This is a genomic window from Ancylobacter aquaticus, assembly GCF_004339465.1.
Taxonomy (GTDB): Bacteria; Pseudomonadota; Alphaproteobacteria; order Rhizobiales; family Xanthobacteraceae; genus Ancylobacter; species Ancylobacter aquaticus.
The window spans coordinates 679,743-700,771 of sequence record NZ_SMFY01000002.1; the positions used below are offsets into that span (position 1 = coordinate 679,743).

19 protein-coding genes are annotated in these 21,029 nt (G+C 68.7%); 5 read left to right on the top strand and 14 right to left on the bottom strand.

All coding sequences use genetic code 11. The features are described from left to right. Window positions 1-41 precede the first annotated feature (41 nt). Complete coding sequence (locus EV667_RS12755) at window positions 42-815, bottom strand: rhomboid family intramembrane serine protease (protein ID WP_245516128.1); 774 nt, start codon at window positions 813-815, stop codon at window positions 42-44. A 252-nt stretch (window positions 816-1,067) separates the two neighbouring features. On the opposite strand from EV667_RS12755, the gene EV667_RS12760 reads away from it, so the two are divergent. Beyond that, on the top strand, window positions 1,068-1,724 hold the full coding sequence (locus EV667_RS12760) for a transglutaminase-like cysteine peptidase (protein ID WP_131835713.1): 657 nt from the start codon (window positions 1,068-1,070) through the stop codon (window positions 1,722-1,724). Between the two features lie 106 nt (window positions 1,725-1,830). On the opposite strand, the gene EV667_RS12765 is transcribed toward EV667_RS12760, so the two are convergent. From EV667_RS12765 to EV667_RS12795, 7 genes are all read right to left on the bottom strand, one after another. Continuing rightward, window positions 1,831-2,361, bottom strand: coding sequence for a gamma carbonic anhydrase family protein (locus EV667_RS12765; protein ID WP_091436554.1), 531 nt, complete (start codon window positions 2,359-2,361; stop codon window positions 1,831-1,833). Between the two features lie 5 nt (window positions 2,362-2,366). Then, complete coding sequence (locus EV667_RS12770) at window positions 2,367-2,579, bottom strand: DUF3126 family protein (RefSeq protein WP_018391302.1); 213 nt, start codon at window positions 2,577-2,579, stop codon at window positions 2,367-2,369. Window positions 2,580-2,676: 97 nt separating this feature from the next. Continuing rightward, window positions 2,677-3,537: a serine O-acetyltransferase gene (gene cysE / locus EV667_RS12775; RefSeq protein ID WP_131835714.1), complete on the bottom strand. Its 861-nt coding sequence runs from the start codon at window positions 3,535-3,537 to the stop codon at window positions 2,677-2,679. 282 nt (window positions 3,538-3,819) lie between these two features. Beyond that, window positions 3,820-4,572: an alpha/beta fold hydrolase gene (locus EV667_RS12780; protein ID WP_131835715.1), complete on the bottom strand. Its 753-nt coding sequence runs from the start codon at window positions 4,570-4,572 to the stop codon at window positions 3,820-3,822. A gap of 71 nt (window positions 4,573-4,643) precedes the next feature. Continuing rightward, window positions 4,644-5,162, bottom strand: a complete 519-nt coding sequence (locus EV667_RS12785) for an O-acetyl-ADP-ribose deacetylase (RefSeq protein ID WP_131835716.1) — start codon at window positions 5,160-5,162, stop codon at window positions 4,644-4,646. A gap of 121 nt (window positions 5,163-5,283) precedes the next feature. Further along, window positions 5,284-5,652, bottom strand: a complete 369-nt coding sequence (locus EV667_RS12790) for a DUF4087 domain-containing protein (RefSeq protein WP_425359032.1) — start codon at window positions 5,650-5,652, stop codon at window positions 5,284-5,286. 19 nt (window positions 5,653-5,671) lie between these two features. Then, window positions 5,672-6,748: a hypothetical protein gene (locus tag EV667_RS12795; protein WP_245516129.1), complete on the bottom strand. Its 1,077-nt coding sequence runs from the start codon at window positions 6,746-6,748 to the stop codon at window positions 5,672-5,674. Between the two features lie 75 nt (window positions 6,749-6,823). On the opposite strand from EV667_RS12795, the gene EV667_RS12800 reads away from it, so the two are divergent. From EV667_RS12800 to EV667_RS12810, 3 genes are all read left to right on the top strand, one after another. Continuing rightward, window positions 6,824-7,072, top strand: a complete 249-nt coding sequence (locus tag EV667_RS12800; protein ID WP_131835718.1) for a zinc-finger domain-containing protein — start codon at window positions 6,824-6,826, stop codon at window positions 7,070-7,072. 9 nt (window positions 7,073-7,081) lie between these two features. Next, complete coding sequence (locus EV667_RS12805) at window positions 7,082-8,260, top strand: FAD-dependent monooxygenase (protein WP_131835719.1); 1,179 nt, start codon at window positions 7,082-7,084, stop codon at window positions 8,258-8,260. A gap of 125 nt (window positions 8,261-8,385) precedes the next feature. Further along, window positions 8,386-9,339, top strand: coding sequence for a DMT family transporter (locus tag EV667_RS12810; protein WP_245516130.1), 954 nt, complete (start codon window positions 8,386-8,388; stop codon window positions 9,337-9,339). A gap of 121 nt (window positions 9,340-9,460) precedes the next feature. Here EV667_RS12810 and EV667_RS12815 read toward each other — a convergent pair whose 3' ends face one another. Continuing rightward, entirely contained in the window at window positions 9,461-10,489 is a 1,029-nt protein-coding gene (locus tag EV667_RS12815) for an LLM class flavin-dependent oxidoreductase (RefSeq protein WP_131835720.1), read from the bottom strand. A 224-nt stretch (window positions 10,490-10,713) separates the two neighbouring features. Between EV667_RS12815 and putA the strand changes: the two genes are divergently transcribed. Beyond that, window positions 10,714-14,550 carry a trifunctional transcriptional regulator/proline dehydrogenase/L-glutamate gamma-semialdehyde dehydrogenase gene (gene putA / locus EV667_RS12820; RefSeq protein ID WP_131835721.1) on the top strand — a complete coding sequence of 1,279 codons (3,837 nt, stop codon included), beginning with the start codon at window positions 10,714-10,716 and terminating at the stop codon, window positions 14,548-14,550. Between the two features lie 47 nt (window positions 14,551-14,597). Here putA and gad read toward each other — a convergent pair whose 3' ends face one another. The 5 genes from gad to EV667_RS12845 form a co-directional block, all read right to left on the bottom strand. After that, a complete protein-coding gene (gene gad, locus EV667_RS12825) occupies window positions 14,598-16,004 on the bottom strand; it encodes a glutamate decarboxylase (protein ID WP_207907745.1) in 1,407 nt (468 codons plus the stop codon). Between the two features lie 142 nt (window positions 16,005-16,146). Beyond that, window positions 16,147-17,691, bottom strand: coding sequence for a TolC family protein (locus tag EV667_RS12830; protein WP_245516131.1), 1,545 nt, complete (start codon window positions 17,689-17,691; stop codon window positions 16,147-16,149). 3 nt (window positions 17,692-17,694) lie between these two features. Beyond that, a complete protein-coding gene (locus EV667_RS12835; protein WP_131835722.1) occupies window positions 17,695-19,575 on the bottom strand; it encodes an FUSC family protein in 1,881 nt (626 codons plus the stop codon). Further along, window positions 19,559-20,608 (bottom strand): multidrug transporter subunit MdtN, encoded by a 1,050-nt coding sequence (gene mdtN, locus EV667_RS12840; protein WP_131835723.1) that lies wholly within the window; start codon window positions 20,606-20,608, stop codon window positions 19,559-19,561. Before mdtN ends, EV667_RS12835 begins: the two co-directional genes overlap by 17 nt. Before the next feature lie 3 nt (window positions 20,609-20,611). Next, complete coding sequence (locus EV667_RS12845; protein WP_245516132.1) at window positions 20,612-20,941, bottom strand: YtcA family lipoprotein; 330 nt, start codon at window positions 20,939-20,941, stop codon at window positions 20,612-20,614. Window positions 20,942-21,029: the final 88 nt, after the last annotated feature.

Consider the following 21,029-nt stretch of genomic DNA (forward strand, 5'->3'; position numbering starts at 1 on the left):
TGCGTCAGGCAAGGGGCGGCGCACCAATCAGTTGAGGCCCGTCAGTGGCGGGTGGCGCGGGAAAAGCTGTCGCCCCCGGGCCGGCGCTTGATCGGGTCGAACAGCGGAAACGCCAGCAGGCCGGCGAGGAAGCCGCCGATATGCGCCTGCCAGGCGATGCTGCCATCGACAAAGCCGGCCGGCTCGCCGAGGCCGAAGGCGAGATTGATGACGAACCACACGGCGACGAAGCCGATCACCCGCCGGTCGCGCATCACTTCCATCAGCGGCGGCGCCGGCAGATGCACCGCGTTTTCCATGGCACCCGGCCGCCAGGCACCCCGGCTCGGCTGGGCGAACATGAAGCGCAGGGCGGCCGCCATGCAGCCCGACACCGCCGCTGACGCGCCGATCATGGGAACCAGCTCACCCTCATGGGTGACGAGATGCAGCCCCGCACCCGCCGCCGCCGTGACGGCGAAGAAGAGCAGGAAGCGCAGCACCCCGAAGCGACGCGCCACCGGCGTACCGAAGGCAAGCATCCACAACAGGTTCAGGCCGACATGGGCCCAGCCGCCATGCAGGAACGCATAGGTGACGAACGTCCACACATCCGCCGCCAGGCCGCCCGGCAGCACGCCCTCGGCCAGCACGGAGGGGTCGAAGCGCGCCGGAATGAAGGCGAACAACGCCAGGATCTCGACCCCCGTCTCAAGGTCCACCCAGTCGCGCACCAGCTGGATGAGCAGCATCACCGCCGCCAGCACGGTGATCACCGGCGGCACGTTGAGAATAGGTTCGCGTCTGTGGGCGGCAAGGCGGGGCGGTTCGAGCACGCCGATCACATAGGCCGGCACAGGCCCGGCGGCAAGGCATCTTGCCGTGAGCGCGGCACCTCTCCTCGCGACACATGCCTTGCCGCGGGCTTAAGCGGCGTGATGAACAGTTTGCCTATTGCCGTGGTTAACGACACTAGAAAACCTATTAACATTCCCTGTCTAGCGTTGTTACGAATCATCGACATCGCTTAGACGGGTATAAAACCCTCTGCGCTAAGCTCTCATTCAGTGACAGGGATGAGGTACGCGATGAAAAAGAGGCTCGAACGGGCCCTTCTCGCGGCGGGTCAGGCGGTTCTTGCGGCAACCGTTGCGGCGGTGCTCACGCATGCCGCGCCCGCCCAGGCGGAAAAGACGGTGGCGATGCTTTCCAGCTTCGCCGCCAACATGGCGGTCGGCGCGCACACCGCCGTGCCGATGGGCTATTTCCAGTTCTGCGCGGAGAACCCCGCCGATTGCGGCCCCCGCACTGGCAGCGGCGGCAAGGTGGCGCTGACCGAGGCCAATTTCGCCCAGCTGCGCGAGGTCAATGACGAGATCAACGGGCGCATCCAGCCGATGACCGACCTCGAACATTATGGCGAGATCGAGCGCTGGACCTACCCCGATGACGGCTTCGGCGATTGCGAGGACTATGTGCTGCTGAAGCGCCGCACGCTGGTGGCGCTGGGCTGGCCGGGCGATACGCTGCTCGCCACCGTGGTGCGCGACCATCAGGGAGACGGCCACGCGGTTCTCACCGTCGTCACCGACCGCGGCGACCTCGTGCTCGACAACCAGGAAGCCGCGATCGTGCTATGGCACGAAACCGGCTACCGCTTCGTCAAGCGTCAGGCGCAGCAGGACACCGACAGCTGGGTCTCGCTCGGCGACGTGCTGGCCCCGCTCTCGGTTGGCCGGAACTAGGGTTTACCCCGTCATCCCGGCCGAGCGCGGCGAGAGCCGGGATCGTACGCCGCGGCCGCGCGATCCCGGATCGGCCCTTGGCCGTCCGGGATGGCGAAAACGCGCCTCAGTCGATCCGGCGCAGCCCTTCGGCGAAGCGCCGCCAGTTGCGCACATAGTGCGCGGCGGTGCCGTGGATGCGCTTTTCCATCGCCTCGTCGAGGGTGCGGATCACCTTGCCCGGCGCGCCGACGATGAGGCAATTGTCGGGATATTCCTTGCCCTCGGTGATCAGCGCCCCGGCGCCGACCAGGCAGTTGCGGCCGATTTTTGCGCCGTTCAGCAGCGTCGCACCCATGCCGATCAGGCTGTTGGCGCCGATCGTGCAGCCGTGCAGCATCGCCTTGTGGCCGATGGTGCAGTCGTCGCCGATGGTCATGGGGAAACCGGGATCGGTGTGCAGCACGCACAGTTCCTGGATGTTCACCCGGGCACCGAGCGTGATGCGCTCATTGTCGCCGCGTATAACCGAGCCGAACCACACGCTCGCCTCGTCGCCGACCAGCACATTGCCGATCACCTCGGCCGTGGGGGCGATCCACCAGCGGCCCAGCGCCGGCAGGTCCGGCGCCACCCCGTCGAGTGCGTAGACGGGCATCGCCGTCAGTCCTCAAGGTCGGTGTCGAGGATCGCCATCTGGAAATTGTAGGAGAGCTCGCCGTCTTCCTTGTCCTCGAACAGGACGCCGATGAACTCGTCGCCGAGATAGACCTCGGCCGAATCCTTCTTCTTCGGCCGCGCGACGACGCGCAGCTGCGTGTTGGTGAACAGGCGCCGCATATAGGTCTGGACGCGCTCCAGGTCCTTCTTTTCCAAGTCCGTGCTCCCAAGGGGGTTGATCGGGCGGCAGGCTTGCCACGACGGGCCGGCCGGCGCAACCGCGCCGGCACAATCGGCTGTTCACACCATCAGCTCAGATCGCCTCGCCGAGGAAGGAAGGCATGTCGGAGAACTGGTCGAACATCTGGTCCATGCTGCGCGAGGGCTCGGCACAGCCGGCCTCGCCCACCACCTTGGCCGGCACCCCGGCCACGGTGGTGCGGGCCGGCACCGGCTTCAGCACCACCGAGCCGGCGGCCACGCGGGCGCAATGGCCCACCTCGATATTGCCGAGCACCTTCGCGCCGGCGCCCAGCAGCACGCCGTGACGGATTTTCGGGTGGCGGTCGCCATGCTCCTTGCCGGTGCCGCCGAGCGTCACCCCCTGCAGCACGGAGACATTATCCTCGATGACAGCCGTCTCGCCCACCACGATGCCGGTGGCGTGGTCGAAGAAAATGCCCCGCCCGAACGGCGCCGCCGGGTTGATGTCCACCTGGTTCACAGCGGAGGAGCGGCTCTGCAGATAGAGCGCGAAGTCGGTGCGCCCGTTCTTCCACAACCAGTGCGCCAGCCGATGGGTCTGGATGGCGTGGAAGCCCTTGTAATAGAGCAGCGGCTGGATCGCCCGGTCGGTCGCCGGGTCGCGGTCGAGCACGGCGACGATGTCGGCGCGGATGGCGACCCCGAGCCCGGGCTCGTCCGCCACCGCCTCCTCGAAGGCCTGGCGGATGATGTCCGCCGGCACGTCGCCATGGTCGAGCCGCTGGGCGATGCGGTGCGCCACCGCCCGTTCCAGCGTGGTGTGGTAGAGCACGGTGGAGAACACGAAGCTGGCGAGAGCCGGCTCGCGCTGGGTGATCGTTTCCGCCTCGGCGCGAATGCGCGCCCAGACCGGATCGACCTTGTCGAGCGCGCGCGGCGCCTCGACGCGCTGAAGAGAATTCACAGCCATTTTTCTACCCTCGCCGTTCGCCCGCAGGCGTCAGCCGGATGTCCCGAGTTGGGGTGAGCCTAGCACAGGCGCCCCGGCCGGCCTACGCCGCCGCCATTGCACAAATGCATGATCGGCGCCCCCACGGCGGCAGGCGGCGACGTTGAATCAGAACATGAAGCCGACCTGAATCGCCGTGGCAACTACGTCCGCCAAGCGATTCCGTTGATTCAGCTTTCGGGCGTTGTTGAATCAAAATGCAAGCGTGCCCGTCCGGCATTCTGGCACCCCCACCCGGCCGCCTCAGCGCGGCTCGTCGAGGAAGGCCAGCACCGCCTCCTTGAACACCTTGTCGCCCACCGCGCGCATATGGTCGCGGTCGGGAATGTCGATCGCCCGCGCATCGGGGATCAGCGCCGCGAGCGGGGCCGGAGCGCCGGCCACCTCGTCGCGCGTGCCCACCGCGATCAGCGTCGGCACGGCAATGCGCGCCACCTCCTCGCGGCTCAGCGTGCGGCGTGAGCCGACGATGCACGCCGCCAGTGCCTCGCGGTCGCTGTTGGTCTGGTCGGCGAAGGCGCGGAACATGCGTCCCATCGGGTCGGTCACGTCGGCGAGGCTGGGGGCGCGCAGGGCGTCGGCAATGGTGATCGGCAAGCCTGCGCCGGCGATCAGATGGATGCCGATGCCGCCGAGAACGAGGCTGCGCACCCGCTCCGGCGCGGTGAGCGCAGCACAGGCGCTGATGCGCCCGCCCATCGAATAGCCCATCAGGTCGACCCGGCCGAGGTCGAGATGGTCGATCAGCCCGATCACGTCGCGGGCCATCAGCCACGGGTCGTAGAGTTCGGGCTGGTAGAGCTTGGCGGAGGCGCCGTGGCCGCGATTGTCGAGCGCGATCACCCGCCGCCCGGCCCCGGTCAGCGTCGAGACCCAGCCCGGCCCGACCCAGTTGATCTCCTTGGTCGAGCCGAAGCCGTGCACGAGCACGATCGGCTCGCCCTCCCCCTCGTCGAGATAGGCAAGCTCGATTCCGTCATGGCGAAAAGTCGGCATAAGGTGCTCCATCCGGGGGAGCGGGCACGCTAGTCAGCCGCGCCGCCGCTGCCAAGGGCTGCGCGACAGCGTCACGCCTCCAGTCCGGCCAGGAAAGCCTCATAGACCCGAAGGTCGGCGTCGGAGAAGCAGCAGAAGATGATTTCCCCCAGCACGCCCGCCTGGTCGCGGAATTCCGCCGCCGTCGCCACCGCGATCCCCGCCGCACGCTCGATCGGATAGCCGTAGCGCCCGGTGCTGATGCCCGGGAAGGCGATGCTGCCGAGGCCATGCGTGCGCGCGAGCTCGATGCTTCTGCCATAGCATTGCGCCAGCAGCGTATCTTCGCCATGCCCGCCCCCACGCCAGACCGGACCGACCGTCGTATGCAGGACGAAGCGCGCCGGCAGCTTGTAGCCGCGCGTGATCTTGACCTCGCCGGTCCGGCAACCGCCGAGTAGCCGGCATTCGTGCAGCATCTCCGGTCCAGCCGCGCGGTGGATCGCGCCGTCCACTCCGCCACCGCCGAGCAGCGACGAATTGGCCGCATTGACGATGGCATCGACGGCAAGAGTGGTGATGTTGGCTTTGATGGCATGCAGGTTGATCATCGATGCACCGGAGTTGCCAATGGAACGGCCGCCGCGCCGCAGAGCGCAGGTACCGCCTCGGATGCGAGGATTCGTTGTCCTAAGGCATGCGGGTCGGTCCAGAACCCGGCGCCCCGAAGCGCTAGCCTGGCTTGTTCAGCGCCTTGTCGTTGCGGCAGCGCGACAGCGGCAGGATGGTGCCGGAATAAATGCGGGTGATGTTCATTTTCGCCTTGTCGGTGTCGACACTCAGGCAGGCGCAGCCATAGCCATAACCGTTAGGCTGCAGCTTCACATATTCCTTGCTGTTGAAATCGGGAGCGTTGTCGAAGCCTTCCGCCTCCATCCCGCCCTGCGAGCGCATCCACCAGTCGCCGTCGCGGTCGGAGAGGTACCAGTTGCCCGGCGTCGGGTTCACATACCAGCCGCAGCGGTTCTCCGCCGCACCGGCCGGCGGGGCCGCCAGCGCGAGCCCGGCAAGGGCAGCAAGCGTTAGCAGCGAACGGCGCATCATCGCCTCCACAAAAGCCTCACGCCGGGAGGAAGAGCCGCCGGCGCCGCCTTTTCTTCCACATCGGGCGAACCATGGCCACCACCATGGAATTGAACGAGGCAATGAGCCCGAACACGTTGAGCACCGCCGCCATCGTCCAGAAGGCGAGCTTGGCCATCGCCTCGGTGACGAACAGCGCCCCGCGCCCCAGCGTCTTCACCACCGCCAGCGTCTTGCCGCCCTTGGCCTGCGCCAGCACCTTCAGCCGCGCCGCGCCGGCCGCGTCGTCGACATGGCGCAGCCCGGCGAAGGTGGCGCGCGTGCCGGCCTTGCTTCCGGCGGTGCCGAGATCGCCCACCAGCGCCGTGAGCTGCGCCTTCGAGCCGCCGCGCAGCGCTGCCGTAATGTTGCCGGCGAAGCGCCCGCCCACCACGCCGGCCCGCCTTGCGCCCTTCAGCACGGACAGCCCGGCCCGCAGGGTCAACGGCGCGCCGAAGGCGGCATAGGTCGCCCCTGTCGCCACGATGCCGATGCCGGCAAGGTTCACCATGAACTGGTCCACCGGCTCGCCACGTGCCCAGTTCATCGCCTCGCGGCTGAGGTCGCGCACATCGCCCCACACGGTGAGATCGCCTGCCGTCGCGCCGGCGAGCCCCGCGAGGTCCTCGCCCTGCCCGGTGAAGAACCCCTGCCCGAAGCTGCCGGCGCCGCGCGCGAAGCTCGCTCCCGGCGCATTGGCCAGCGTGACCCTCGCCCGGCGTTCGGCCGTGACAGGCACGCCGCGCGCGTCGGCAAGTTCGATGAAGCTGGCCGCCATTTCGGCGTCGTCGTCCACCAGCGCGGCGTCGATTTCCACGGCGGCCCGCTCGGGGGTCAGCACCCCGTCGAGCTGGAGATCGGCCAGCCGCGCCGCGTCGTCCTGCGCGCTCACCAGCGCAAAGGCATGCCGTCCCGCCGGCACCACCCAATGGGCGGCGCCGGCAAAGGCGAGCAGGCAGCCGAAGGCAGCGAAGAAGCGGTACATGGCAATGATATGGGGATCACGCGGCGCGATTGCCTCTTTCTGCCCGTCCATTATGGCGAAGCGATGGGGCGCGATGCACAGGCGCGGCATCCGGCCCCTTGGACCGCGGCGCGCCAGCGGCTATGGTCGCGCCGGTTTCAACACGAGCGCGGACAGGCGAACATCATGGCGGGCCACGTCGTTCCCCACTTCCACAATACGGCCGGCGTGCCAAAGATCCTCATCGCGGCGCGGGAGTTCATGTGCGTGGGCGCGCTGCCGCCCTATGACCACCCGCATGTCTTCCTCGACATGGGCTCGGACGACGAGATCGTCTGCCCCTATTGCTCGACGCTCTACAAGCTCGACTCCCACCTGCACGGCACCGAATCGACCCCGCCCGGCGCGCTGTTCGAGATTCCGGCCGCCGCCTGAGCGGCGCTCATGCCGGCCCGCTCCATCGCCATCGTCGGCGCCGGCATAGGCGGACTGACGGCCGCCCTTGCTTTGGCGAAGGCAGGCTGTGCCGTCACGGTGCTTGAACGCGCGACGGCGCTGGAGGAGGCGGGGGCCGGCGTCCAGCTCGCTGCCAATGCCACGCGCTGCCTCCAGGCGCTCGGTGTCTATGAGCGCGTCGCCGAACAGGCGGTGGTCCCCACGGCTTTCGCGGTACTCGACGGGCGGCGCGGCACGCGGCTCGCCGGCGGCCCGATGGGTGTGGCCGCCGAGGCGCGGTTCGGCGGGCCCTTCCTCGTCATCCACCGCGCCGATCTGCAATCCGCCCTGCTCGACGCGGTTAGCGAGCGGCCGGCGATCACGCTCAGGCTCGGCCACGCGCTTGAGAGCTTCACTCACGACAGCGCCGGCGTCACCCTGAAGCTTCGCCACGCAGGGGCCGAGGCGTCGCTGGCCGCCGATGCGCTTATCGGTGCCGATGGCCTGCGCTCGGTGGTGCGCGGTGGCCTCCATCCCTCGGCCGCCCCCTCGTTCCGCCACCGCGCCGCCTGGCGCGCCACCGTGCCGGTGGAGGCCCTGCCCGCCCGCCTCACCGATCCGGTGACCCGGCTCTGGCTCGGCCCGGGCGCCCACCTCGTCAGCTACCCCGTCAAAGCCGGCCGGGCGATAAACCTCGTCGCCGTCACCCCGGACGAACGCGAGGCGCATGGCTGGAGCGAAGCCGGCCCGCGCGAAGAGTTGCTGGCGCATTATCGTGGCTGGTGCGACGACGCCCGCGCGCTGCTCGGGTCGCCCGAGCGCTGGCTGCGCTGGGCGCTGTTCGATCTCGACCCGCTGCCCCGCTGGGGTGAGGGCCCGGTGACGCTGCTGGGCGACGCTGCCCACGCCATGCCGCCCTTCCTCGCGCAGGGCGCGGCGCAGGCGATCGAGGACGCGCTGGTGCTCGCCCGCGAAATAGAAGGCGCGCCAGACATCCCGGCCGCGCTGCGCCGATACGAGGCCGCGCGCCTTGCCCGCACCGCGCGGGTACAGCGCGCCGCCCGCGGCATGGACCGGATCTATCACCTCTCCGGCCCGGCCCGGATCGCCCGCGATCTCGTCATGCGGACGCAGTCGGAAAACGCGGTGCTGGAGCGCTATCGCTGGATCTATGACTGGCGGGCGTGAGGCGCCCCCACCGTGACCGCGCCCCCGTCAGGATCGAATTTCCTCATGGGGGGCATGAAAACATCTCGTTTTCCGATCGAGGCGGCCTCGCCTAGGGTGCGCGCAACCGAGAATGGAGACGAGCGATGCCACCCGCATCGAAGGCGACCCCGGCGCCATTGGCGGCGGCCGCCTCCGCGCCCCGCACCTTTTTGCCCCTGCCGCTGCTTGTCGCGCTGTTCTGCGTGCTGTGGTCCTCGGCCTTTGCCGGGGCCAAGCTGGCGCTCGCCGATTGCCCGCCGCTGATCCTCCTGTCGGTGCGCCTGCTGCTGGCCGGCTCGATCATGCTGGCCCTCGCCCCGCTCTGGGACAGCGACGCCCGCCGCCGCGATCTGCCGCCCATTCGCCGGCGCGACATCCTCGCGCTCATCGGCATCGGCATCCTCAACAACGCCGTCTATCTCGGGCTGAACTGGACCGCGCTCACTTTCACCTCCTCCGCCTATACGGCGGTGCTCACCAGTTGCCTGCCGCTACTGGTGGCGCTGGGCGCCGGGCCCCTGCTGGGCGAGAGGATGAATGTCGCCAAATGGGCCGGCATCGCGCTCGGGCTCATTGGCGTCGTCATCGTGCTGCGCTCGCGCCTCGCCGGCGCGCACGAGACGCTGGCCGGCACGCTGCTTATCGGCGGCGGGGTGACCGCGCTGGCCGCCGGCACGCTGGCGTTCAAGTACTTCGCCCCGCGCGGCGGCGTGTGGAGCGGCAATGCCGTGCAGTGCCTGGCCGGCGGGCTCGCGCTCATTCCCGTGGCGCTGGCCACCGAGAGCGCCGGCGATATCCGCCTCACCGCCAATCTGGTCGGCGGGCTCGCCTTCCTGGTGATCGCGGTGTCAATAGGCGGCTATGGGTTGTGGTTCTATCTGCTCACCCGCGCCTCGGCGACGGCGGCTTCGAGCCTGCACTTCCTCATGCCGCCGCTCGGCCTGTTCTTCGGCTGGCTGCTGCTCGGGGAGGCCGTGCCGCCGCTCGACATTCTCGGCATCGTGCCGATCGCCCTTGGCATCTGGCTGGTGACGCGCCCGGCGAAGGCGGGGGCATAGCCTCCCCAGACGTCATCCCAGCCGCAGCGCAGCGGAGAGCCGGGGTCGTCATCCGGTATCGGCACGCGATCCCGGATCGGCCTGCGGCCGTCCGGGATGACGCTGTGTCAGGGATGCAGCGTCAGGCCGCCTCGGCCGCCGCCTGCAGCGCCTTGATCAGCGTGTAGGAACGCTTCTTGGCCGCGAGGTCGGGAATGGCGGTGGTAATCATCAGCTCGTCCGCCAGCGTGGCGTCGAGATGGTGCTCCAGCCCCTGCGCCACCTTGTCCGGCCCGCCGACCAGAACCTTGTCGCGGTTGCGGCGGATAAAGGCGCGGTCGGCCTCCGTGTAGGGATAGGCGGCAGCCTCATCGGCAGTAGGTATAGGGCCGTAATGGCCGCGCGCGCGCCTGAGATGCGCGAGATCGACACTGCCCGCGAGATATTCCGCCTCCTCGTCGGTGGGCGCACACACCACCGCCAGCGCGAGGATGGCATGGGGAGCGGCCAGCCTCTCGGAGGGCTGGAAGCCGGCGCGGTAGCTCAACATCGCGTCCAGCACGTCGTGCTGGGCGAAATGGTGGGCATAGGCATAGCCCACCCCGATCTGCGCCGAGAGCCGAGCACTGTAGCCGGACGAGCCGAGCAGCCAGATCGGCGGCAGCCTCACATCCACCGGCATCACCTGAATGTTGCGGTACGGGTGGTCCGCCGGCCAAAGGCCCGTATCCCAGAGCATCAGCTCCTTCAGCCGGTCGAGGAAATCATCGCCGGGATCGACATCCTGCCGCCGGCGCAGCGCGTGCGACGTCAACTGGTCGGTGCCCGGCGCCCGGCCTAGGCCGAGATCGACCCGGTCGGGATAGAGCGCCTCCAGCACCTTGAAGCGCTCCGCCACCATCAGCGGCGCATGATTGGGCAGCATCACCCCGCCGGAACCGACCCGGATGCGCGATGTGGCGGCGAGAATCTGCCCTGCCATCACATCTGGCGCACCCGAAGCGACGGAAGCGAGATTGTGATGCTCTGCCACCCAGAAGCGGGAAAAGCCGAGATTGTCGACATGATGAGCGAGGTCGAGCGTGCCGCGCAGCGCCTCCGGCCCTGTGCCGCCAGAAGCGACAAAGGAGAGGTCGAGAACGGAAAGAGGTGTGTTTGCGAGACGGGTCATAGGCGGGACGTAAGCACGCCCCCGGCACCTGCCAAGGAGTATCCTCGATGTGACCAAGAGAACGTGAGCCCCCGATGGCGGTTCGGCGGCGCCAGATCTCGTGCCGGGCTTCCCGTCGCGTTGGCGATCACCTGCCAGAAAAGCGGAGCAACCAGCCGGTTGCACCTACCTGAATCAAGGGTTACACGTTATCCAGAAGCGGCAATCTATGGGGAGCAACCGGCATGAGCAGCACGACGATTGGCGTAAAGATCGACGAGGCGCTCCGTGCCCGGCTGAAGGCCGCTGCCGAGCGCCAGGGTTGCACCCCGCATGCACTGGTCAAGAACGCGCTCACTGCCGCCATCGAGCGCACCGAGCGCGGTCTCGGCGCCGTTCTGCAGCTTGATGTGGCAGCAGCGCCCACCCTCGGTGACGCACCGTCCGACGGCCCATTCCTGCCCTTCGCCCGCGGCATCCAACCCCAGAGCGTGCTGCGCGCCCGTATCACCTCGGCCTATCGCCTGCCGGAAACCGAAGCCGTTCCCGTGCTGATGGGGGCCGCCACCCTGCCGCCGGCGAAGACCGAAGTCGCCCGGGAGCGCGCCCGCTCGTTGGTGGAAGCCTTGCGCGAGAAGGGCCAGAAGGGGGCGGTGGAAGGTCTCATCCACGAATATTCGCTCTCCAGCCAGGAAGGCGTCGCGCTGATGTGCCTCGCCGAGGCGCTGCTGCGGATTCCCGACCGCGCCACCCGCGACGCGCTGATCCGCGACAAGATCGGCCATGGCGACTGGCAGGCCCATCTCGGCCACAGCCCCTCGCTCTTCGTCAACGCCGCCACCTGGGGCCTTGTTCTCACAGGCAAATTGACCTCCACCTCAAGCGAGGCGGGCCTCACAGGCGCGCTCACCAAGCTGATCGGTCGCGGCGGCGAGCCGCTGATCCGGCGCGGCGTCGATGTCGCCATGCGGATGATGGGCGAGCAGTTCGTCACCGGCCAGACCATCTCCGAGGCGCTCGCCAATTCCCGCCGCATGGAGGCGAAGGGCTTCCGCTTTTCCTTCGACATGCTCGGCGAGGCCGCCACCACGGAAGCCGACGCGCAGCGCTATTTCGCCGATTACGAGCAAGCCATCCACGCCATCGGCAAGGCCTCGGCGGGGCGCGGCATCTATGAAGGGCCGGGCATCTCGATCAAGCTCTCCGCCCTGCACCCCCGCTACACCCGCGCGCAATATTCCCGCGTTGTCGACGAGCTGCTGCCGCGTGTGACCGCCCTCGCGAAGCTGGCGCGCCACTATGATATCGGCCTCAACATCGACGCCGAGGAGGCCGACCGGCTGGAAATCTCGCTCGACCTGCTTGAATCTCTTTGTTTCGATGAGGCGCTAAATGGCTGGAACGGCATCGGTTTCGTCATTCAGGCCTATCAGAAGCGATGCCCCTATGTGGTGGACTTCCTGATCGACCTCGCCCGCCGCTCCGGCCACCGGCTGATGGTGCGGCTGGTCAAGGGCGCGTACTGGGACAGCGAGATCAAGCGCGCGCAGGTCGACGGGCTGGAAGGCTTTCCGGTCTATACCCGCAAGGTCCACACCGACGTTGCCTTCCTCGCCTGCGCCCGCAAGCTGCTGGCGGCGCCGGATGCGGTGTTTCCGCAGTTCGCCACCCACAATGCGCAAACCCTTGCTACCGTTATGGAAATGGCCGGCGCCAACTACTATGCCGGGCAGTATGAATTCCAGTGCCTGCACGGCATGGGCGAGCCGCTTTATGAGGAGGTGGTCGGCCGCGAGAAGCTGGGCCGGCCGTGCCGCATCTATGCGCCCGTCGGCACCCACGAGACGCTGCTGGCCTATCTCGTGCGGCGCCTGCTGGAGAATGGCGCGAACACCTCCTTCGTCAACCGCATCGCCGACCCGAACGTGCCGCTGGACGAACTGACCGAGAGCCCGGTGGAGGCCGCCCAGCGCATCGAGCCGCTCGGCGCGCCGCATCCCGGCATCGCCGCCCCGGCCGATCTGTTCGGTGCCGAGCGGCGCAATTCGGCCGGGCTGGACCTCTCCAACGAACAGCGCCTCGGCTCCCTCGCCGCCGCCCTGTTGGCCGGCAGCGCCGTGCCGCTGGCGGCCAGGCCGTTGCTGGCCGACGGCCCTGTGGCGGGCAGCGCCCGCGCGGTGCTCAACCCGGCCGACCACCGCGACCAGGTCGGCACGGTGGTCGAGGCCACCCCGGAGATCGTCGCCCGCGCCATGGAGCATGCCCATGCGAGCGCCCCGATCTGGCAGTCCACACCCCCGGCCGAGCGCGCCGCCTGCCTGTTCCGCGCCGCCGAGCTGATGGAAGCGCGGATGCCGGCGCTGATCGGCATCATCGTGCGCGAGGCCGGGAAATCTTATCCAAACGCCGTTGGCGAGGTGCGCGAAGCCATTGATTTCCTGCGCTATTACGGCGCGCAGGTGCGCGACGGATTTTCCAGCGACGCGCACCGCCCCCTCGGCCCGGTGATCTGCATCAGCCCGTGGAACTTCCCGCTCGCCATCTTCACCGGGCAGGTCAGTGCCGCGCTGGCGGCCGGCAATGTCGTGCTGGCCAAGCCGGCGGAGGAGACCCCGCTCATCGCCTTCGCGGCGGTGGAAATCCTGCGAGAGGCCGGCGTGCCGGCGGGCGCGGTGCAGTTTTTGCCCGGCGGCGGCGAGGTGGGCGCGGCGCTGGTGGGCGACGCCCGCACGCGCGGCGTCATGTTCACCGGCTCGACCGAAGTGGCGCGCCTCATCCAGTGCCAACTCGCTACCCGGCTCAGCCCCGATGGCAGTGTCATTCCCCTGATCGCCGAGACGGGCGGCCAGAACGCGCTGATCGTCGACTCCTCGGCGCTGGCCGAGCAGGTCGTGGCCGACGTGCTGGCCTCCGCCTTCGATTCCGCCGGCCAGCGTTGTTCGGCGCTGCGCATTCTCTGCCTGCAGGAGGATGTCGCGGACCGCATCCTGGCCATGCTGCGCGGGGCGCTCAAGGAGCTCAGCGTCGGAAACCCGGTGCTTCTTTCGACCGATATCGGCCCCGTCATTACGGCCGAGGCGAAGGCCGGAATCGACGCCCATATCGAGCGCCTGCGGCAGAGCGGGTGTGCCGTCGAGCAGATCGCGCTCGGCGAGGACACGCTTCACGGCACTTTCGTGCCTCCGACGCTGATCGAGATCGACGGTGTCGGCGCGCTCACCCGCGAGGTGTTCGGCCCGGTGCTGCATGTGGTGCGCTACCGCCGCGAAGAGATCGACGATCTGATCGCCGCGATCAACACGACCGGCTACGGCCTCACCTTCGGCCTGCATACCCGCATCGACGAGACCATCGCCCGCGTCTGCGCGCGCATCGAGGTCGGCAATGTCTATGTGAACCGCAACCTCATCGGCGCCGTGGTCGGGGTGCAACCCTTTGGCGGGCATGGGCTTTCCGGTACGGGACCGAAAGCCGGCGGGCCGCTTTATCTCGGCCGCCTGCTCGCGCGTCGTCCCGCCGCCCTGCTGGCGAAGATCGGAACCGATGCCCCCGCCCTCGCGCAGCTCTGGGTCGACTTCCAGTCCGATGCCGGCACGAGGACGCTATGCGGCGCGGTTCTCGACGCCTCGCCGCACGGCCACAGGGCAGAGCTGCCGGGCCCGGTGGGCGAGCGCAATATGTATGCGCTGTCTCCGCGCGGCACCGTGCTGTGCCTGGCGGCGACCGAAAAAGGCTTCGCCGTGCAGATCGCCTCGGCGCTCGCCACCGGCAATCGGGTCTTGCTGGAAGGCTCCCGGATGCCGGCGCTGCCAAACGGGCTGGAAGACCGGATCAGCCTGACCGCCAGCCACGCGGATGCGAGCTTCGACGCCGTGCTGTTCGAGGGCGATGGCGATGCGCTGCGCCGGCTCAACGAGGCGATCGCCGGCCGGGAGGGGTCGATCGTGCTGGTGCACGGGCTGGCGCCGGACGATGTCGCGCGTGGCGAGACCTACCCGCTCGACCTCCTGATGCTGGAGCGCTCCACCAGCACCAACACCGCCGCCGCCGGCGGCAATGCCAGCCTGATGACGCTCGGCTGAGGCAGCGAAAAGGGCCGGAGACTCCGAAGCGCCCGGCCCTTCCGCGCTCAGTTGTGATTGAACCCGGCCGCCTCGTCGTCGGTGAGCGGGTGGGTGACGGGATGCTTGGCGAAGAAGTCGAGCGCGCGACGGAGATCGTCGAGCAGCAGGCTGGCCAGGTCGCGGCTCACCCCGTGGCGCACCAGAATGCGCTGGATCACCATGTCCTGCCGGTTCGCGGGCATGGAATAGGCCGGCACCTGCCAGCCACGCGAGCGCAGCCGGTCGGCAAGGTCGTAGAGCGTGTAGCCGCCAATTCCCTTGTCGTCCTTCAGCTTCCAGCACAGCGCGGGAATGCCCTCGGCCCGGTTACCGTCATAGAGCATCTCGAACGGCCCGAGCGCGGCGATCTCGCGGGCGAGATATTCGGCCGTGTCGTAGCAGGCGTTCTGGATCTTGGCGTAGCCCTCCCGCCCGAGCCGGACGAAATTGTAGTACTGCGCAATGATTTGGCCGCCCGGGCGCGAGAAGTTGAGGGCGAATGTCGGCATGTCGCCGCCGAGATAGTTCACGTCGAAGACGAGTTCCGGCGGCAGGTCCCCGGCTTCGCGCCAGATGACCCAGCCCACCCCCAGCGGTGCGAGGCCGAATTTGTGGCCGGAGGCATTGATCGACTTCACGCGCGGCAGGCGGAAATCCCATTCGATCTCAGGCGCGCAGAAGGGAGCGAGGAAACCGCCCGAGGCGCCGTCGACATGAATGGGGATGTCGAGCCCGGTCTCGGCCTGCAGCTTGTCGAGCGCATCGCTGACCGCCTTCACCGGCTCGTACTGGCAGGTGAAGGTGACGCCCAGCGTCGGCACGACGCCGATCGTGTTCTCGTCGACGCGCTTGAGCACTTCCTCCGGCGTCATGATCAGCCGGTCGCCCTCAAGCGGAATCTCGCGCAGTTCGACATCGAAATAGCGGGCGAATTTGTGCCAGCAGATCTGCACCGGGCCGCAGATCATATTCGGCCGGTCGGCCGGCTTGCCCTCCTTGGCGCGACGCTTGCGCCACTGCCATTTCAGAGCGAGACCGCCCAGCATCGCCGCTTCGGAAGAGCCGACGGTGGAGCACCCGAGCGTGCCCTGGGGGTCGGGCGCGTTCCACAGATCGGCCATCATGCGCACGCACCGCGCCTCGATCTCGGCGGTCTGCGGGTACTCGTCCTTGTCGATCATGTTCTTGTCGATCGACAGGTCCATCAGGTCGCGGATCTCGTCATCGACCCAGGTCTGGCAGAAGGTGGCGAGGTTCTGGCGCGAATTGCCATCCAGCATCAGTTCGTCGCGCACCGCCGCGAAGACGTGGCGCGGCTCTCGCTCCGTCGCGGGGAATTGGGTTTTCGGCAGCATCCCCAGCAGGTCGGCCGACGAATAGATGTCGTCTAGGAGGTCGCTGCGCAGGTCGGCGCTGGACTTTTCTGACGTCAAGACGGGCGTCCTTTCACGAGGCGGAGGCAAGTGGGATCGGCGACCGCGGTGGCCGCGTATGACCGAAGGGTAGCGACAGAGGGGCGGTGAGAGCAAGCAATCCGCCCCGCTTCGGCTACCGCCGGGCGACGGAAGGCCTCGCTCACCGCCCCGTCAAGCCGGCAGGCACCTCGGCGGAGGTCATGGCGCCGAGCACAAAAGCGAGGTTGGCGGCCGCCACCAGCGAGGCGGCATGGGCGTCGGATTGCGCCAGTCGCGCGGTCAGCAGGCCGCTATCGGCGGCGGTGGCGGCGGTGATGTCGCCGACGCCGCTGGTGTAGGCGTCGAGCGCGGCGTCATAGGTGACCGTCGCGGCGCTCACCAGCGCCGTTGCGGCGCGATAAGAGGCCAGCGCCGAGCGCAGCGTGTCGGCGCTGATGACGATCTCCCGCGCCGCCGCGTCGCGCGTCTGCTCGAAGGTGGCCTCGCTCGCCGCCGCCAGCGATTCCGCGTTCTTCAATTGCGCCGCGCGCAGCCCGCCATCGTAAATCGGCATGGTCACGCCCAGCAGCACCCCGGTGGCGGAGGCCTGCTGGCCGATGGTCGGCAGGCCGGTCGCGCTAAAGCTGGCATCGCCGCCGGCCGCCACCGCGCCGAGGAACACCTTGGGCATGAACTCGGCCTGCGCCGCGCCAATCGCCGAGCGGCTCGCCTTCAAGGCAGAGAAGCTGGCGAGGACATCCGGCCGGCGGGCAAGCGCGGCCTTGATCATCTCCTCGGTCGGTGCGCCAACGCTGGCCGGCAGCGCGCGCCGGCCAGCCTCGCGGATGGTGATCTTCGTCATCGGGGATACCCCCATGGCCCCCAGCAGCAGCTGATAGGCATCGCGCTCCGTGCCCTGCGCCTGCACCAGGCCGAACTGCGCCTGCGCCACGAGTTGCCGCCCCTGCGCCACCTCCACCGTGGTTCCCCGCCCCTCGTCATTGCGCGCCTGGGCGGCAGCGGAGACTTTTCTGGCGTTGGCGGCGTTCTGTTCGGCAATCCGCACCCGGCTGCGGGCAGCGCTGTAGAGGAAATAACTGCGCGTCACGTCGTGGATGATTTTTTGGTGCGCGCCGTTGAACAGGATATTGGCGGCCGTGGCGTTGTGGCGCGCCGTCTTGTGAAGCGCGTCGCGCTGGCCGAAATCGAACAGCAGCCACTGCAGCGCGACCTGCGGCGACACGCCCTCGATCCGGCTGGACACCTGGTTGGTGCTGCCGGCCGCCACGGGCAGTGAGGCCGAGGTCTCCTGCCAGCCGCCGATCACATTGGCCGAGATGAAGGGCAGATAGGTCGCCTCCACCATGCCTGTCGCCAGCGCTGCCTGCCGGGCCTGCTGCCAGGCAAGGCGGGTCAGTGGGTTCTGGGTCTGGGCGATGTCGATGAGCTCGGGCAGACCATAGGCGCGGCGCGGGTCGATGCCCGGCGCCGGCTGCATCTGCGCCACTTCCGGGTCGGCGGGCACGCTGAACTGCTTCGTCGCCCAGTCCGACGTTCCGCCGTCGACGGAAGCCGGCGACGCTGCGTCAATCGGCGCCCAAGGCTGCGAGGAGTCCTGCGGCGCGGTCTTCAGGGCACTGGTCGCACAGCCGGACAGCAGGAGCCCCGCCAGCAGCAGCGCAAGCGGGCCGGCTCGGGAAAGGGGGGATGAGCGCCTCGTTTCCATGGGCTACACCGCTGCCAGATCGGCGATGCGCTCGGTGTGCCGGGCGAGAGCATCGGTGGCCTCGCCGCCGGGCGTCGCACTCGCCTCCGCATGCGCCTGCCAGCCGTCGCGGCGGGCGACCTGTTCCGCCGCCGCAGCAAGACGCCGGGCCGTCTCCTGCGGCACGTTCCCGGCGAAGACCAGCAGCGGCAGCACCGCGCCGGCCTCCTCCACCAGCCGGTGCAGGCGCTGGACCCGCGCGGCGGGAGGCCGCTGATGGGCCGGCTCGAAAGGCAGCAGCGCGAGCACGTCGCGCGCCCTCGCAAGTTCGGTCTCCACCATACCGGCCTCGTTGACCGCCTGTCCGCGCGCCGCGCGATCCAGCGTGGCCAGTCGCGCCAGCGCCCCCAGCGCTTTGGCGAGCCTCTCGCGCACATCGGCCACGGCGCTCTTCGGCCATATCTGGGTGAAGACGACATAGACGACCAGATTGCCGAGCAGGATGCCGACCACCCGGTCGCGCGCTGAATCCATGTCGGTACTGGGCGCGAAACCGTCGAGGATGGTGAGCAGGAAGGCAAGGCCGATCTGGACGCCGCCATAGGAAATGCGCTCGCTTCCCGACGACACCCAGGCGGCAACCAGCACGCCGGCAAACACAAGCGCCATAAGGCCGCCGACCGATTGCAGATGCGGGATCACGAACAGGATCGACCCCAGCCCCATCACCGCCCCGATCAGGCAGCCGGTGATGCGCAGCGCCAGCTTGTGTACCGTCTCGCCCGTGGTGCCGAGGGCCGCGACATAGCATGTCACCATCGCCGTATGGATGCCCTGCCAGTCGATCAGCGAATAGATGAGGTAGCAGGAAATCGCCGCCGCCGTGGTCTTCAGCGCGTAGCGTTGATGGTCGGGATTGGTGAAGGCGTCCGCCGCCAGAAAGGGCGGCTTGGCCGCCACCACGTCCGTGCCGCCATTGGGCCGGACGAGGTCCGCCAGCGCCCTCTGGGCCGCGTCCAGCGCGCCCTCCCCTTCGCCTTCGCGGAGGGGTGCAGCCTCGGCCGTCGGCCGGCCTCTGCCGCGAACCTGTGCGGCCATCGCCCGGCACTGCTGCGCCAGCGCCCCGTCGGTGAGCCCGGCCGGCAGGGCCGCCACCGCCAGAAGAAGGCGATACGTCGTTGCCACCGAACCGGAAAGCCAGGCGAGTTCACGGCGCGGCGCGGTGTGGAACAGGCGCGCCAGCAGGGCCTGCTTGTCACTCGCCGCCCGCCCCTCCTCCAGCGCCGCGTGCAGGGCGTGGCGTCCTTTGCCCGACAGCGCAAGGGTAGCGGCGTCGAGCTGCCGGATCACCGTCCGGCGCAGCAGGCGGTGCGGCGACGTGCCGAGCACCATCGAGAAAATCGCCAGCAGAACCATCGGCATGACCGCCATCTGCCAGGCATAGAGCAGGCCGCGCGTGACGATTTCGCCGGCCGGCACCTGGTCCACGAGCGTCAGCACGAAGGCGATGACCAGCGCGATGATCGCCCCGATCTCGCCCAGTTGGGACGCCGAACTGAGGAACAGGAAGGCGAACGAGGTCGCGGCGATCACCGCAATGCGCAGCAGCGGCTGCTCCGCCGTCAGCTGGATGATGGGAGCCATGAGCAGGACGATGAGGCTCACCAGGACGATGAGCCCGAGCGCCTGCCCGACATTCTCCGCCCCGTTCGGGCGCATCAGGAAGATGATGAGGTAGCAGCTGATCGCCGATTCCGGCACTTTGTAGAGCATCGCCGTACCGCAGACGAGCGCGCACAGCAGGGCGACCCGCCACGCCATGGCGAAGCGGCCGGGCGTGGGCTGCAGGTCGGCCCAGGCCTCGCGGAGGATGCCGCCCCAGGGCGATTCAGCACTCCGTGTCATGATGCACGGTCGCGGTGGCGGAGGCGCCGATCCGCATCAGATCGGCGGGGGGATCGAGCAGGCGGATGCGTACCGGAAAGCGCTGCGCCACCCGCACCCAGTCGAGGCTCTTGGGCACGATCGGCATCTTGCGCGGCAGCGTGATCTGCTCGGTCGACTGCACGCCCCAGCCGATGCCTTCCACCCGGCCGCGTATCTTCACGTCGCGGTTGGCCAGCGTATAGACGGTGGCGCAATTGCTGGCACGGATGCCGGCAAGCTCTGTCTCGACGAAGGCGGCGGAGGCGAACCAGGCGCCGGTGTCGATCAGCACGAAGATCGACTGGCCGGGCAGCACATATTCGCCCACCGCTGTCTCCAGCCCCACCACCTTGCCGTCGAACGGCGCCGCCACCTGCGTGTCGGCCAGCGCGCGCTCGGCGATCGCCAGCGCCGCGCGCCGTGCCTCCACCAGCGCCACCGCCGCCGCCGTGTCGCTGACCAGCACAAGGGCCGCCGCTTCCTGCTGGATCGCCTGCTTGAGGCTCACCTCGGCATCGCGCTTGGCGGTGGCGGCGTCGTCCACCTGCTGGGCGCTGACATAGCCCTTGGGGCGCAGGGCCTCCAGCCGGGCGAGGGTCTGCGTCGTAAGGGCGAGGTTCTGCCGCGCCCGCGTTATCTGGCCCTGCGCGATCACGGCATTGGACCGCTCGGCGGTGACGGTGCGTTGCTTGTCGGCCAGCGCCGCCTCGGCGAGCTTGAGGTCGGCGCCCGCCTGCTCCACCAGCAGCCGGTACGTCGTCGGGTCGAGGGCGAACAGCAGCTCGCCCTTTGCCACCGACTGGTTTTCGCGAACGGCGATGCTGACGATCCGGCCGGCCACGGAAGCGGAGATGGCGGTGACGTCCGCCGTCAGTTCGGCATCCTGCGACAGCGGGTTGAGTTCGGCATGGCGCAGATAGTGCCAGCCGAAAAAGGCCGCCGCCAGCACCGCGAGAAGGCTTACCAGAATGCCGAGCCGGCGGCGGGGGGTGGTGTGCACCTCCTCGTCCACCGCCTAGCGTCCGAAGCCGAGGAGAGAAACGGCAAAGCCGATGGCAGCGGCGATGCAGACATAGACCGGCAGCCGGATCGGCAGCGCATCGTCGAGACCGGCCCGGATGAACACGAGCCGGACGATAACGGCGCCGAGAATGCCGATCAGCGCGCAAAGCAGCCAGGAAGGAAAATAGGCGCCGAACAGCGGGATCGCCGGCGCCGTGCCGGTCGTCATGCAACCGGCGAGCGGCAACGCGGCGAGGCACACCACTGCCGCGCGCAGCGGCGCGGCGGCACCGCGCGGCCACCACCGACCCGATCGTGCTGAGACGGGACACCAATAGGTCAACGCCACTCTCCGGCAGGGCGTGCGAGTCGGAAACACTGGGCAAAGGGGTAGCAAGGGCTTGGGGTGAGGGCAAATTTCCGCCACGATC

Bases quoted from the DNA above. Each gene is read 5' to 3' on its own strand.
- EV667_RS12795 (WP_245516129.1), bottom strand. From the start codon at position 6,748: ATGCCGCGCCTGTGCATCGCGCCCCATCGCTTCGCCATAATGGACGGG.
- EV667_RS12815 (WP_131835720.1), bottom strand. From the start codon at position 10,489: ATGACCCGTCTCGCAAACACACCTCTTTCCGTTCTCGACCTCTCCTTT.
- EV667_RS12810 (WP_245516130.1), top strand. From the start codon at position 8,386: ATGCCACCCGCATCGAAGGCGACCCCGGCGCCATTGGCGGCGGCCGCC.
- cysE (WP_131835714.1), bottom strand. From the start codon at position 3,537: ATGGCTGTGAATTCTCTTCAGCGCGTCGAGGCGCCGCGCGCGCTCGAC.
- EV667_RS12780 (WP_131835715.1), bottom strand. From the start codon at position 4,572: ATGCCGACTTTTCGCCATGACGGAATCGAGCTTGCCTATCTCGACGAG.
- EV667_RS12760 (WP_131835713.1), top strand. From the start codon at position 1,068: ATGAAAAAGAGGCTCGAACGGGCCCTTCTCGCGGCGGGTCAGGCGGTT.
- EV667_RS12765 (WP_091436554.1), bottom strand. From the start codon at position 2,361: ATGCCCGTCTACGCACTCGACGGGGTGGCGCCGGACCTGCCGGCGCTG.
- EV667_RS12785 (WP_131835716.1), bottom strand. From the start codon at position 5,162: ATGATCAACCTGCATGCCATCAAAGCCAACATCACCACTCTTGCCGTC.
- putA (WP_131835721.1), top strand. From the start codon at position 10,714: ATGAGCAGCACGACGATTGGCGTAAAGATCGACGAGGCGCTCCGTGCC.
- EV667_RS12835 (WP_131835722.1), bottom strand. From the start codon at position 19,575: ATGACACGGAGTGCTGAATCGCCCTGGGGCGGCATCCTCCGCGAGGCC.
- EV667_RS12830 (WP_245516131.1), bottom strand. From the start codon at position 17,691: ATGGAAACGAGGCGCTCATCCCCCCTTTCCCGAGCCGGCCCGCTTGCG.
- EV667_RS12790 (WP_425359032.1), bottom strand. From the start codon at position 5,652: ATGCGCCGTTCGCTGCTAACGCTTGCTGCCCTTGCCGGGCTCGCGCTG.
- EV667_RS12800 (WP_131835718.1), top strand. From the start codon at position 6,824: ATGGCGGGCCACGTCGTTCCCCACTTCCACAATACGGCCGGCGTGCCA.
- EV667_RS12805 (WP_131835719.1), top strand. From the start codon at position 7,082: ATGCCGGCCCGCTCCATCGCCATCGTCGGCGCCGGCATAGGCGGACTG.